The organism is Bacillus sp. FSL K6-2869, from assembly GCF_040869405.1.
Lineage (GTDB): Bacteria > Bacillota > Bacilli > Bacillales > Bacillaceae > Bacillus > Bacillus altitudinis.
In genome coordinates this window covers 1262671-1275445 of record NZ_CP152035.1, presented here as the reverse complement: position 1 = coordinate 1275445, position 12775 = coordinate 1262671, and the positions used below count along the sequence as shown (strand labels likewise).

At 40.4% G+C, this 12775-nt stretch carries 14 protein-coding genes and 2 riboswitches; of the genes, 4 read left to right on the top strand and 10 right to left on the bottom strand.

Annotation, left to right across the window (positions count from 1 at the left end; genetic code table 11):
- Positions 1–7 precede the first annotated feature (7 nt).
- The 8 genes from mgtE to MHI58_RS06395 form a co-directional block, all read right to left on the bottom strand.
- On the bottom strand, positions 8–1366 hold the full coding sequence (gene mgtE, locus MHI58_RS06430; RefSeq protein WP_007498785.1) for a magnesium transporter: 1359 nt from the start codon (positions 1364–1366) through the stop codon (positions 8–10).
- A gap of 208 nt (positions 1367–1574) precedes the next feature.
- Positions 1575–1739: riboswitch (M-box (ykoK) riboswitch) on the bottom strand.
- A gap of 131 nt (positions 1740–1870) precedes the next feature.
- Positions 1871–2014 carry a hypothetical protein gene (locus MHI58_RS06425; protein WP_008346168.1) on the bottom strand — a complete coding sequence of 48 codons (144 nt, stop codon included), beginning with the start codon at positions 2012–2014 and terminating at the stop codon, positions 1871–1873.
- 174 nt (positions 2015–2188) lie between these two features.
- Positions 2189–2707: a PepSY domain-containing protein gene (locus MHI58_RS06420; protein WP_008346169.1), complete on the bottom strand. Its 519-nt coding sequence runs from the start codon at positions 2705–2707 to the stop codon at positions 2189–2191.
- A 93-nt stretch (positions 2708–2800) separates the two neighbouring features.
- The gene (locus MHI58_RS06415) at positions 2801–3490 is read right to left on the bottom strand and encodes a PepSY domain-containing protein (protein WP_045034952.1); all 690 of its coding nucleotides are present in this window, start codon (positions 3488–3490) and stop codon (positions 2801–2803) included.
- A 66-nt stretch (positions 3491–3556) separates the two neighbouring features.
- Positions 3557–4906 (bottom strand): ATP-binding protein, encoded by a 1350-nt coding sequence (locus MHI58_RS06410; RefSeq protein ID WP_045034951.1) that lies wholly within the window; start codon positions 4904–4906, stop codon positions 3557–3559.
- A 3-nt stretch (positions 4907–4909) separates the two neighbouring features.
- Positions 4910–5596, bottom strand: coding sequence for a response regulator transcription factor (locus MHI58_RS06405; protein ID WP_008346176.1), 687 nt, complete (start codon positions 5594–5596; stop codon positions 4910–4912).
- Positions 5597–5795: 199 nt separating this feature from the next.
- Positions 5796–6011: a helix-turn-helix transcriptional regulator gene (locus MHI58_RS06400; RefSeq protein ID WP_169476040.1), complete on the bottom strand. Its 216-nt coding sequence runs from the start codon at positions 6009–6011 to the stop codon at positions 5796–5798.
- Complete coding sequence (locus MHI58_RS06395) at positions 6001–6303, bottom strand: hypothetical protein (RefSeq protein ID WP_041092341.1); 303 nt, start codon at positions 6301–6303, stop codon at positions 6001–6003. Before MHI58_RS06395 ends, MHI58_RS06400 begins: the two co-directional genes overlap by 11 nt.
- Positions 6304–6763: 460 nt before the next feature.
- Between MHI58_RS06395 and MHI58_RS06390 the strand changes: the two genes are divergently transcribed.
- From MHI58_RS06390 to MHI58_RS06380, 3 genes are all read left to right on the top strand, one after another.
- Entirely contained in the window at positions 6764–7723 is a 960-nt protein-coding gene (locus MHI58_RS06390) for a S8 family peptidase (protein ID WP_007498796.1), read from the top strand.
- Between the two features lie 113 nt (positions 7724–7836).
- Positions 7837–8029, top strand: a riboswitch (cobalamin riboswitch).
- 155 nt (positions 8030–8184) lie between these two features.
- Entirely contained in the window at positions 8185–10473 is a 2289-nt protein-coding gene (gene metE / locus MHI58_RS06385) for a 5-methyltetrahydropteroyltriglutamate--homocysteine S-methyltransferase (RefSeq protein WP_045034950.1), read from the top strand.
- Positions 10474–10615: 142 nt separating this feature from the next.
- Positions 10616–11086, top strand: a complete 471-nt coding sequence (locus tag MHI58_RS06380) for a nucleoside deaminase (protein ID WP_045034949.1) — start codon at positions 10616–10618, stop codon at positions 11084–11086.
- Between the two features lie 48 nt (positions 11087–11134).
- Here MHI58_RS06380 and MHI58_RS06375 read toward each other — a convergent pair whose 3' ends face one another.
- The gene (locus MHI58_RS06375) at positions 11135–11578 is read right to left on the bottom strand and encodes an organic hydroperoxide resistance protein (RefSeq protein ID WP_368004400.1); all 444 of its coding nucleotides are present in this window, start codon (positions 11576–11578) and stop codon (positions 11135–11137) included.
- A gap of 161 nt (positions 11579–11739) precedes the next feature.
- On the opposite strand from MHI58_RS06375, the gene MHI58_RS06370 reads away from it, so the two are divergent.
- On the top strand, positions 11740–12186 hold the full coding sequence (locus MHI58_RS06370) for a MarR family winged helix-turn-helix transcriptional regulator (protein ID WP_008346188.1): 447 nt from the start codon (positions 11740–11742) through the stop codon (positions 12184–12186).
- 33 nt (positions 12187–12219) lie between these two features.
- Here the strand turns inward: MHI58_RS06370 and MHI58_RS06365 are convergent, their stop codons facing one another.
- Positions 12220–12648, bottom strand: a complete 429-nt coding sequence (locus MHI58_RS06365; RefSeq protein ID WP_007498801.1) for an organic hydroperoxide resistance protein — start codon at positions 12646–12648, stop codon at positions 12220–12222.
- Positions 12649–12775: the final 127 nt, after the last annotated feature.

Here is a 12775-nt window from a genome sequence, read left to right as displayed (position 1 = left end):
CTTTTGACTACATCAGTGTATGAAGAAATGCTGTTGCAATTCCAAAATAGATGAGTAAGGATAAAATATCATTCAATGTTGTGATCAGCGGTCCAGATGCAATGGCTGGGTCGACGTTTAATCTGTGTAAAATAATCGGCACGACCGTTCCTGCCATCGTTCCAATAATCAGTGTTGCAAGAAGCGAGGAACCAACAACAAAACCTAAAATCATATTGCCCTGCCATACCATGGCAACGACCGTAATAATGATTGAACAAACAATCCCAATATAAATACTTGTTCTCAGCTCTCTGAAAATCAAGCGCATAATGGTTTTTTTCGTTAATTCTTCTTTTGACAATCCTCTAATGACAACCGCTAGAGACTGTGTCCCTGTATTCCCTGTCATACCTGCAATCATCGGCATGAAGAATGCTAAAGCAACGACTTGCTGCAAGGTATCTTCAAAATAATTCAAGATACTGCCTGAAATCAGCCCAATGAATAGGAGCAAAATGAGCCATGGAAGACGGCGGTATGCCGCCACAAATGCCGGTGTGTCGAACGTGATATCTTTACCAGAGGCAGCAAACTTTTCATAGTCTTCTCCTGCCTCTTGAATCACAACATCAATGATATCATCGACTGTCACAATTCCGACTAAGACATTGTTCTCTTCTACAACAGGGATGGCAAGGAAATCATATCGCTCAATGAGCTTTGCGATTTCTTCCTGGTCTTGAAAGGCACCAACGGCAATGACTCTTGTAAACATAAGATCCTGCACTTTTTCATCCGGTTCACCTAAAATAAGATCCCTGTATGAGAGTACCCCTACAAGCTGTTTTTGATCATTTATGACATATAAGTAGTTGATCGATTCGGCAATTTCAGCAAAGCTTTTCAGCTTCACCACGGCATCCTGAACCGTATAATGCTGCGGAATCCAAACGTACCGATTGGTCATGATCCGGCCTGCTGTCTCAGCAGGGTAATTCATGAGAAGCTGGACGGCCTTGGATTCCTCTGCTTCCATGTTAGATAAAAGCTGATCCTTCAGCTCATCCTCCATCTCATCAAACAAGTTGGCTAGATCATCGTTATCCATTTTGTTTGTGACGAAGGTGGCTTTGTCTTTCCCTACTTTTTCGAGAACAATCTCTTGATATTCCCGCTCCAGTTCACCCATCATTTCCGTCACGTCATCGACTGTTAAAAAGCTGAGAAAGCGGCCGCGGTGTTTTTCTGGAAGCTCCTTGAATAAGTAGGCCATATCATAAGGCTGAAGTTCTTCCATAATGTTTTTAAATTCTTTACGTTTTCCATCTCTTAGTAAAATAATGATGCGTAAAATGAGTTCATCGTACGTAATGTTCTGTATCATCGCTGTTACCTCCCCAAAATCAGGAGATACCCGAATCCCTTAGATTGTGCGGGGGGTCAGGATCTCCGCTATCTGATGCGTCAATCTGATCTTTTGACATACTCTCTATGTGTCTCGAATCGGGATGATCCATCCCCACACCTCCTTTTCTCATAAAAAAGCACCTTCAACCGAATGAAGGCGCTTTGTAAGCATGACAAATAAACACTTGCTCCTTCAATCGTAGAGCTTTAGCACTGTATGGCATAGGATTAAATCCAGCTGCATTAAAAATCACCTTATGTCGATGATTCCTGTTGACCCATTGGCGTCTTTGGACATTTTTGGGCAGCAGCGTATCTCCATACAGGAGCCTCACCTAACGAAGTCTCATATTGTTGACACACTGAGATTACAGAAAAAGCGCAATGATGTCAATAAGCAAGATGCCAAGTTTCCTGATGTATTCGCTTACTTTTCAAAAAAAGAGCGATAGACAAGTTGACCATCGCCCTTTCATGTCTTCTATTCCTCTTCTGGCTGATTCATATCCTCTTGGGAGAGGAGATGAAAAGAATCATGCAAAAACAAAGCATATCCTTCTCCATCAGGATGGGGAACATATTCCGCACGATCCATCGTCTGTTCTTCTTCTTTTTTCTTCATCATATTCTCTCGCCTCCTTTTCAGTAGTTTGTCCCAATGAAAAAACCTTACACATAAAAGTGTAAGGTTCAGCGTGTGCGTGCTGGTGCTCACGAATGTCAAATTCGCCCCGCACCAGTACTCGTCCTTCCTAGGGCTGCAAAGGTTTTCTATCACGCTCAAAGGTTCATTTATAGCTTAATCGTCCCATTCTTGCTTGAGGATTTTGCCTGTTTTAGCGGAAATCTCAAAATCAACTTCTTCGCCGCTTGGTGTCGTAATTTCAATTTCATATAAGTACACACCATTTTCTTTATCTAATTCTGAATCTGTGACTGTTCCTTTTACTTTTGCAAGGGCAATTTGTTCAGCCTGTTTTTTGGTGATTTTTACATTTTGTTTCTTTTCTTTGACTGGATCATTGAGCGCTTTGCCTGTTTTGGCATCGACATATACTTTATATTCAAAGCCGCCTTTTTTAATCTCGACCTCATATACCCATTTTCCTTTTTTACGCTCAAGATCTACATCATCTACATAGCCTTTCACAACTTTTAATGCTGCTTTTTCAGCCTGTTTCTTTGAGACAAATGAAGATTTCTTTTGCACCACTTGTTCGGCATTTGCCGTTTGATTTGTATTTTGCGCTTGAAGGGTGAAACCACCAGCGACAAGGGCTCCTGTGAATGCTGTAGCTACTAGTACTTTTTTTATCATATTTCATTCCTCCTCTGTTTGATTTCTCCTTTATCTTAAAAAAACAAGATGATAAAGGAAGGAAAGGAAGATGAGAAAATCATGAGAAAATGATTAGTTTTCGTACGTAATGCCTTCAATATCTCCTGTATAGGCATTCACTAATACCTCTGCCTCTCTTCCATCCGGCAAATCAAGCTCTACCTCAAACACGAGCATTCCGCTAAAAGTTTCAAGATCTGCATCATCCACTGTGCCGCCCACTTCTTTTACGGCAATCTGAATGGCCTCTTCTACCGTTATTTTTGTCAGCTTCTTTTCTTTAGAGGTTGGCTTTTTCTTTTCTGCTTCAATCACCTTGAACGTGTCTTTCTCAACATCCACTTGATACAGTTCTTTTTTTGATTGAATCGTAAAGATAAAGCGATCCGATTTTTCTTTCTTTTGAATCACGGTACCCTTCACTTTTTTCACTGCCACTTCTTCTGCTTGGAGTTCGGCATTTTTCTCATTTGGTTTTTGATAGCTCTTTAACTGTTTCATCTCTTTCATTTGACCGCTTGAGGAAGATGCAATGATTTGATAGATGCCATTTGAATTTTCAAGCGTCAATGTATAGTCCTGTTTATGATTGATCAGATCAATATTTGTGATGTTTCCATTGTAGTCTTTTGCGATGATTTTTTTAATGTCTGCTTCGCTTAATATTTTTTTGTCAATGGTTTGAATCATGAGCATTGCAAAAGCCACAAGAATGAAAAGACATCCTGCGAGCGTAAGCAGCATTTTCATTTTTCTAGACATGCAGCGCCTCCTTCCTATTTCCTATTTTATAAGGAGGAAATGAGAAATTGATGAGAAAAGACCTACTTATTTCTGAAAAAGAATGGTCATCACGGTTCCTTCACCGATACGGCTGTCTACCTTTAGCTCAGCCCCATGCTCTTCAGCAATTTGCTTCGCAATTGACAGGCCAAGTCCAGTCCCGCCCGTCTCACTGTTTCTCGCTTCATCCACACGGAAAAAGCGGTCAAAGATTTTCGGCAGATCCGCTTCTTTTATGCCAATTCCTTTGTCAACAACCGAAATAAACGGTTTCTCTCCTGCTCGTCCGCAGTTCACATCAACTGGCTCTGCACTATATTTAACCGCATTATCAATCAAGATGGTCAAAAGCTGTTTGATCTTCTCTTCGTCTCCTTCAGCAATCACAGGCTGATCTGTTTGTACATGAGTAAGGATGGTTCGATTGGTTGCCACTTCAAGTGTATGACCAACTTGGCTGCACAAATGACCAAGATCAACCGGCTTCATGTCCAAGTAAAGCGGCTGCCCATTTTTCGCCAGTGTGAGTAGTTGATCTGTCAGCCTTTTCATTTTTTTTGCCTCATCATGAATGGCTTGAGAGGATTCTTCTACGACCTCTGGCCGGCTTTGCCCCCAGCGTTTTAGTAAATTGCTGTAGCTCATGATGACGGTAATGGGTGTTTTCAATTCATGAGAAGCATCGTGCAAAAATTGCTGCTCTTTCTCATAATGTTTCTCGAGAATTTCGGCCATTTCATTAAAGGTTTGACCCATTTGATACAGTTCATCCTTTGAATCGCCTGTTAATTCAATTCGTTTAAATGCCTTTTCTCTCATACTTGCTTTCATCGTATTGGTCATTCGACTAATTGGGCGGACAATTTGTTTTGTTAAAATGTGGCCTGCAAAATAAGAAAGCACAATAAACAAAACGCCAGTAGTGATTAAAATCATTTTTAATAACGCCAAGTTCTCTTCTGTATTTTCAATTTCTTCATATACTTGCAGCGACACAATGTCCCCATTCGTCCAAATGACAGGGATAGCCGCGAACGCAATCATATGCTTATTGTATTCTTGAATTTCTGCTGTCTGACCAGATTCGTATGTAAAAGGAAGTGAGCTGAACGTAGATTCCTTCGTGACGGTCAGCTTTGATTCACCTTTCTCTGTGACGACACGGATCATACCATTTTGAGGCAGATACGCTTTCAGAAGCTCTGAAGATGGAAGGCCCTCTTCTTCTGACTTCTTTAGTGCAATCGCAATATTTTCAGCTACTTCCGACAGTCTGGACATATCTTTTTGCGTCAAAGTCATTGAAAAAATAAAATAAATCGCTGTATGAAACAGCAGCACCATTAAAAACAAGGACAACGATGTATAAAGCTGGATCTTATTTTTTAATCTCATGCTTTAACCTTTCATCACATAACCCACACCTCTCACTGTGTGAATCAATTGTTTTTCAAACGGGTAATCGATTTTTTTCCTTAAATAGCGAATATAGACATCAACCACGTTCGTGTCACCAAAATAATCAAAACCCCAAACAGCTGTTAAAAGCTGATCTCTTGTGAGCACTTGCTGCTGATGTTTCAATAAATGAACAAGCAGGTCATATTCTCTTGGTGTCAGCTCAAGCGTCTGACCGCCTCTTTGAATTTCTCTTGTTTTCTCATTCACCGTTAAATCTGCAATACTTAGCTCAATTTCCTTTTCCTCTTGCGCATTGTGATTGAACCTTAGCTGTGCACGAATTCTCGCTAATAATTCTTCTATGTCAAAGGGTTTTGTAATATAATCGTTTGCCCCAAGATCAAGACCGCTGACCTTATCGGGAACACTTCCTCTTGCGGTAATCAAAATGATCGGTGTTGCCGTATTTGTCTTTCGAACCCTTCTAAGCACTTCAAGTCCGCTTAATTCTGGAAGCATGACATCTAGAAGCACTAAATCAAAACTCTCCTCCTCGAGCGCCTGGAGTCCTTTCATCCCTGTATCTTGGACTGTGACCTCATATCCTTCATATTCAAGTTCTAATGACAGCACTCTTGCAATTTTCTTTTCATCTTCTACCACGAGTATCTTCCCTTTGTTCATCTCTATCTCTCCTATCTGAAAGGCAAGCTTGTCTTTCCATTATTATATGTTGCCTTTCTCCATTGGAACAGTCACAATCTTCATATTCTATTTTTCATGAATGAGGAATTGTTATGTAATATGGTTGATTTTTATTTTCAGCTGAACCTTTCACATTACACAAATCAACAAAAAAAGCCTCTTTTCTGAGGCTGGTCCCTTACTTCTTTTTAGGTTGACTGACAAAAAGCTCATCTACAGTCGTATTCAAAACAGAGGCGATGTCAAAGGCTAATTGTAAAGTAGGGTCGTACTTATCGTTTTCAATGGCATTGATGGTTTGTCTCGAGACCTTACACCGTTTAGCAAGTTCTTCTTGGGATAATTTAATGGATTTCCTTAGTTCTCTTATATGATTTTGCAATTTAATCACCATATTTTTTTCTGTATATGAGTAATGTAACTAAATATATGACCGAAATCACAGTTAGGAACATGATGGGAGAAATCCCAAACCCCTTATCAGAATTGTTCCCTTGGGTCGTTAAAAATATAGACTCTGCGACTTCTAATAAAAGCATACCAATGACCACCATAAATGCATACGATTGAGCTTTTGAGTAGATAAATCTCTTTCTTTCATCACCCTTTTGAATCATGGGCGCGATAAAAATGAACAGTCCGACCACTAATAAGATGACTGAATACACAACTTTGACAACATCCAACGGTTAGTCCCCTCCCAATCAAAATGTCAAATACTTTTTACATTTCAATCATATCATCCGCTTAAAAAATGTCAAATACTTTTTACATTCTATATTCTTTCGATCATTATAATGAAAAAACAATTATCTGCACATGCCATGTACCTTTTTCTTTTCTGTCATCCTCTATCTCTTTATATGATTGTTTTTTCGATCTGCCTTTTTTAGTTCTTTTCACCCATTTTCATCTGTACAGGTGCAAGCTCACTATGCAACATTTCATTCTTTTTCATATGATACTAAGAGTTTTCCTCAAAAGGTGACTTCTTTCGGCAAGATATGAGGAGAACTGCACAATAAATAATTATTTGATTATTTGAAAAATTATTACAATTGACCCTTTCCAATCAAACATTTGTTTTATACAATAACATTACGCAACCTGAATCTACTTTGAAAACAAAATAAGGAGGGCTTTCTTATGAAAGGTGAAATTCGCTTAATTCCGTATGAAGTAAAAGCCAATGTGATGGAAGCGAAAGAGACGCCGGAAAGTATTCAGGAGATTAAAGCACCCGAACTTTGGTCAAGTGGCTTCAAAGGAAAAGGCATAACCATTGCTGTCCTTGATACAGGTTGCGACACGGAGCATCCCGATTTAAAAGATCAGATTATCGGAGGAAAAAACTTTACCGATGATGACAATGGAGATGCTGAGAATGTAAAAGACTACAACGGGCATGGTACCCATGTATCAGGAACGATTGCAGCAACGGATCAAAATGGCGGTATTTTAGGTGTTGCCCCTGAAGCCAAACTGTTGATCGTGAAAGTTCTTGGAGGGAAAAATGGCAGCGGGAAATACGAATGGATTATCAATGGCATTAACTATGCGGTTGAACAGAAGGTTGATATTATTTCCATGTCTCTCGGTGGGCCAAGCAATGAACCAGAACTGCAAAAGGCCATCCAACATGCGGTAAGCAGCGGTGTGCTTGTTGTCTGCGCAGCAGGAAATGAAGGTGACGGAGACGAGCGTACTGAAGAGTTCTCCTATCCAGCTGCATACAACGAGGTCATTGCCGTCGGCTCTGTCTCTCTTGCAAGAGAATCCTCTGAATTCTCCAATGCGAATAAAGAAATCGACCTCGTCGCTCCAGGTGAAGACATTTTATCCACTCTCCCTAACCATAAATACGGAAGACTAACAGGCACTTCCATGGCTGCCCCTCATGTGAGCGGTGCACTCGCCATTATTAAAAATGCCGAAGAAGAAGCGTTCCAGCGTAAGCTGACAGAACCTGAGGTATATGCTCAGCTTGTACGAAGAACTCTTCCGCTAAAACAATCGAAAACCCTTGTAGGAAACGGGTTTTTATATTTAACTGCACCAGATGTACTTCTTGAGAAAACATTGGAAGCAGAACTTTTGTCTCTATAGGTACATGTTAGGTCCTGAGAAAAGATAGAATTTTCTCAGGATTTTTTTAATTACAATTATTCAAAATTTACTTTGACGAAATGAAGTGAACGTTATATAATCGAACACAATAAATTCATAGTTTGAGAGTCGGTAATTCGATCACACGTCGAATTTTAATTGGGAAGACCGGTGAAAATCCGGCGCGGTCCCGCCACTGTAAGTGAGGAGAGCTTTTCGTTAATCATCCACTGTCGTGAAGATGGGAAGGATGAAAAGCTTGCAGATTCACTAGCCAGGATACCAGCCGCTCTATCACATCAAACCCCCTACGGTTGATAGGAGATGTCGGAAAAGCGTTCGTCATTGATACTTACGCCTTCTTTCGCACACACATTTTGTCTTTTTAAACCAGACATTTGCCCTCATCAATCTTGACCATGAGTGTGAGTGTCTTTTTATATTTAGAGGAGGAATTGGAATTGACAATTGTTAAAACAAGTAATCTAGGTTTTCCGCGAATTGGTTTAAACAGAGAATGGAAAAAAGCACTTGAGTCTTATTGGAAAGGTCAAACTGACCGAGAAACCCTCTTAAGCACACTCGATGAACAATTTTTAGCCGCTATTAAAACTCAAATTGATCAACAAATTGACGTTGTTCCTTCTGGCGACTTCACCTTCTATGATCACGTGCTGGATACTGCCGTTATGTTCAATTGGATTCCAGAGCGCTTCCGCAGCTTGAAAGACCCGCTAGATACATACTTTGCGATGGCAAGAGGAACAAAAGATGCTGTCTCAAGTGAAATGACAAAATGGTTTAATACAAACTATCACTACATCGTTCCAGAATACGAAAAAAGCACAGAATTCAAACTCACACATAACAAACCGCTTGAAGCATACGAAAAGGTGAAAAAAGCGTTTGGTGTTGAAACAAAACCTGTCGTTCTTGGTCTTTATACATTTGTTTCTCTTTCTAAAGGCTATGAACCAAATGAAGTAAAAGAGATTCAGCAGCGCCTAGTGCCGCTTTATACTCAGTTGTTAAAAGAGCTTGAAGAAGCCGGTGTAAAATGGGTTCAAATTGATGAGCCTGCTTTAGTCACAGCTTCAAGTGAAGACGTGAAAGCAGTAAAAGCCATCTATCAAACGATTAAAGAAGCTGTACCTGCCTTAAACGTTCTCCTTCAAACATACTTTGACTCAGTAGATGCCTATGAAGAGCTTGTGACGTATCCTGTTGAAGCCATCGGTCTTGATTTTGTCCATGATCAAGGACGAAACCTTGAACAATTGAAAAAACACGGCTTCCCAAAAGATAAAATTTTAGCAGCCGGTATCATCGACGGCAGAAATATTTGGAGATCAGATCTAGGAGAAAGATTATCGTTTATTTCTGAAGTGATTGCTGACGTGCAGCCGAAAGAAGTATGGCTGCAGCCTTCAAGCAGCCTGCTACATGTCCCAGTTGCAAAACATCCGAGCGAACAGCTTGAAGAAAAACTATTAAACGGACTTTCTTATGCCACTGAAAAGCTGGCTGAATTAACGCTATTAAAAGAAGGCTTATCAAAAGGAGCGGCTGCCATTGATGCAGACATCCATGCAGCAAATGAAGCACTTCTGACGTTAAAAGAATTCGCGAAAGGAACGAATGCGGACCTGACAGCAGAGCGCAACAGTCTTTCATCAAAAGATTTTAAACGTCCAGTTGCTTTTGAAGAACGACTACGCATTCAAAATGAATCTCTTGAACTGCCGCTTCTTCCAACCACAACAATCGGAAGCTTCCCTCAGTCAGCTGAGGTGCGCAGTGCTCGTCAAAAATGGCGCAAAAATGAGTGGACAGATGCAGAGTATGATGAATTTATTAAAAAAGAAACAAAAAGATGGATTGATATTCAAGAAGAGATTGGCCTAGATGTACTCGTTCATGGAGAATTTGAACGTACAGACATGGTTGAATACTTCGGTGAAAAACTCGCTGGATTTGCCTTTACAAAATTCGCTTGGGTTCAATCTTATGGATCACGCTGCGTGAAGCCGCCGATCATTTATGGAGATGTAGAATTTACAGAACCAATGACAGTGAAAGAAACGGTTTACGCTCAAAGCTTAACGGAGAAAAAAGTCAAAGGAATGCTGACAGGGCCTGTCACGATCTTAAACTGGTCTTTCCCAAGAACAGATATCTCTCGTAAAGACATTGCCTTCCAAATCGCTTTTGCTTTACGTAAAGAGGTAGAAGCGTTAGAAGCAGCGGGTATTCAAGTGATTCAAGTGGATGAACCTGCGCTAAGAGAAGGTCTTCCTTTAAAAGAGAGTGATTGGGCAGCATACTTAAACTGGGCAGCAGAGTCATTCCGTCTATCGACATCGTCTGTTCAAAATGAAACGCAAATTCATACACATATGTGCTACAGCAACTTCGAGGATATTGTTGATACGATTGAAGACCTTGATGCAGACGTGATTACGATTGAGCATTCACGTAGTCATGGCGGGTTCCTCGATTATTTAGAAAAACACCCGTATTTGAAAGGTCTTGGACTAGGGGTATATGACATCCACAGCCCGCGCGTTCCATCTGTTGAAGAAATGAGTAAAATCATTGATGATGCACTGAACGTATGTCCGACAGATCGCTTCTGGGTCAACCCTGACTGTGGACTGAAAACAAGACAAGAACCTGAAACCATTGCTGCTTTGAAAAACATGGTGACAGCTGCTGAAGTCGCTCGTAAAAAGCTAGCGCAGCACGCATAATGGACTTACTCTTCCCCTGCTGAACATTTGGCAGGGGTTTTTTACCCGTAAATTGTCCTGTTCGATCTCCTCCTACAATGATTCCTTTTCTATCATGATTCGTTTATACTAGAGAAGTCAGTCGAACAAAGGGAGGAAGACAATGAATCACGAAGCTTTTTTACAACGCGCAATTGATCTTGCAGTAGAAGGAGTAAATAGTGGCACTGGCGGCCCTTTTGGAGCGGTCATTGTCAAAGACGGTCAAATTATTGCAGAGGGAAGCAACAATGTCACAACAAGTAATGATCCAACTGCACATGCAGAAGTGACAGCTATTCGAAAGGCGTGCCAAACACTACATACATACCAATTAGAAGACTGTATTTTGTATACAAGCTGTGAGCCTTGTCCAATGTGTCTTGGTGCTATCTATTGGGCTAGACCAAAGGCCGTATATTTTGCCGCTGGACACAAGGATGCAGCGACTTCTGGTTTTGATGACTCCTTTATTTATGAAGAAATCAATAAAGAATACGAATCAAGAAATATCCCATTTTACCAGATGACTCTTCAAAAAACCCTTGCTCCATTTGAAGCATGGGACACATACGACAAAAAGAAAGAATATTAAAAAAGACACCTGCTCCACAGCAGGTGTCAGTAGATGCTTGAGAAAGGGCTAAATTTTAGCCCTTTTTTCTTTTCGTGATTCCGCCACTTCGAGCTCTACTTCGATGTTTCCTCTTGTTGCTTTTGAATATGGACAGAATTCATGTGCAGCCTCAACAAGCTCTTTCGCTTTGTCGTGGTCGAGCCCTTTAGCGGAAACAATCAGCTTCACGCCAAGTTTAAAACCGCCATCACTTTCATCTTTTAATAGACTGACATGTCCTTCTACTTCTGATTCAATTTCGACACCTTGCTTCTTGGCGACTTGTTCAAGCGCCCCTCCGAAGCAGGCCGCATAACCCGCTGCAAATAATTGTTCAGGATTCGTACCAGTTTCTCCATCTTTCTTTGCGTTTGGCATCACAATGTTGTGGTCAAGCACACCATCATCAGAACGAACATGTCCTGCTCTTCCGTGCTGTGCTTTTACTTTTGCAGTAAATAATGGTTTCATCTTGATCTCCTCCTTCTACTACTTATACCTTTCACGTTCTATTCGTTGCTCAAACATTTATGGCACATTGAAGAATTTTTCATTTTTAGTCTGTATTTATTTTAAAAAGGAAGAAAATCTTATACAATGATAAGTATGACAAAAAATAGTTGGTGACAGATATGACAAATGAATTTGAACATATGAAGCTGGAAAATCAGCTTTGTTTCTTGTTATATGCAAGTTCAAGAGAAATGACGAAGCAATATAAACCATTATTAGAAGAGTTAAATATCACATACCCGCAATATTTGGCACTGCTTTTGTTATGGGAGCATGGGACATTAAATGTGAAAACAATGGGAGAGCTTTTATATTTAGACTCCGGTACACTCACACCTATGCTAAAACGAATGGAACAAAATGGACTCATCATCCGTGAACGTTCAAAAGAGGATGAGCGTTCGGTCCAAATTCGTTTAACAGAATACGGAGAAGCTTTACAAGAGAAGGCCACTTCGATTCCATTTCAAATGCTGTCTGGAACAGGCAGATCAGAAGAAGAGCTGAAAACACTTCGCGCTTCTTTACATGAGCTTCTGCAAAAATTAACACAATCAAAAGGCTGAGGGAATATTCCCTCAGCCTTTTTTTGATGTCTATTATTGAGCGACAGCTACTAATTCTACTTCAATGTTTCCTTGCGTTGCTTTTGAGTATGGGCAAACGCCGTGTGCTTTATGAACAAGTTCATCAAGTGCAGATTGCTCAATTCCAGTTCCTTTTACTTCTAATTTAACACCTAGTTTGAAACCGCCGTCTGAACTGTCTTTGATTAAGCTTACATGTGCCGTTACTTCACTTTCAAAACGGATACGCTCTTGTCTTGCGACCATTTGAAGGGCTGAATCAAAACATGCAGAATAGCCCGCTGCGAATAATTGCTCTGGATTCGTTGCTTTCTCAAGCTTTTTCGCTCTTGGCGTTCCTGGCATTGCTACATCATGCTCTAGTACACCATCTGTTGACACAACCTTACCTTCTCTTCCTCCTACAGCTGATACCGTTGCAGTAAATAAAACTTCTGACATGAATATAACCCTCTTTCGCTCTATTAATATTTTCTACAATTGAATTGTACACAATCTAAATTCAAGAGTCAATGAAAAACACTCACTTTCATCTTTCCTCCATTTTTTATTTTTATGAATGTGCAAC

Excerpts from the sequence above, each read along its gene's own strand:
- MHI58_RS06370 (WP_008346188.1), top strand. The coding sequence starts at position 11,740 with ATGACAAATGAATTTGAACATATGAAGCTGGAAAATCAGCTTTGTTTC.
- MHI58_RS06390 (WP_007498796.1), top strand. The coding sequence starts at position 6,764 with ATGAAAGGTGAAATTCGCTTAATTCCGTATGAAGTAAAAGCCAATGTG.
- MHI58_RS06415 (WP_045034952.1), bottom strand. The coding sequence starts at position 3,490 with ATGTCTAGAAAAATGAAAATGCTGCTTACGCTCGCAGGATGTCTTTTC.
- mgtE (WP_007498785.1), bottom strand. The coding sequence starts at position 1,366 with ATGATACAGAACATTACGTACGATGAACTCATTTTACGCATCATTATT.
- MHI58_RS06405 (WP_008346176.1), bottom strand. The coding sequence starts at position 5,596 with ATGAACAAAGGGAAGATACTCGTGGTAGAAGATGAAAAGAAAATTGCA.
- MHI58_RS06380 (WP_045034949.1), top strand. The coding sequence starts at position 10,616 with ATGAATCACGAAGCTTTTTTACAACGCGCAATTGATCTTGCAGTAGAA.
- MHI58_RS06420 (WP_008346169.1), bottom strand. The coding sequence starts at position 2,707 with ATGATAAAAAAAGTACTAGTAGCTACAGCATTCACAGGAGCCCTTGTC.
- MHI58_RS06365 (WP_007498801.1), bottom strand. The coding sequence starts at position 12,648 with ATGTCAGAAGTTTTATTTACTGCAACGGTATCAGCTGTAGGAGGAAGA.
- MHI58_RS06400 (WP_169476040.1), bottom strand. The coding sequence starts at position 6,011 with ATGGTGATTAAATTGCAAAATCATATAAGAGAACTAAGGAAATCCATT.
- MHI58_RS06375 (WP_368004400.1), bottom strand. The coding sequence starts at position 11,578 with ATGAAACCATTATTTACTGCAAAAGTAAAAGCACAGCACGGAAGAGCA.
- MHI58_RS06410 (WP_045034951.1), bottom strand. The coding sequence starts at position 4,906 with ATGAGATTAAAAAATAAGATCCAGCTTTATACATCGTTGTCCTTGTTT.
- MHI58_RS06425 (WP_008346168.1), bottom strand. The coding sequence starts at position 2,014 with ATGATGAAGAAAAAAGAAGAAGAACAGACGATGGATCGTGCGGAATAT.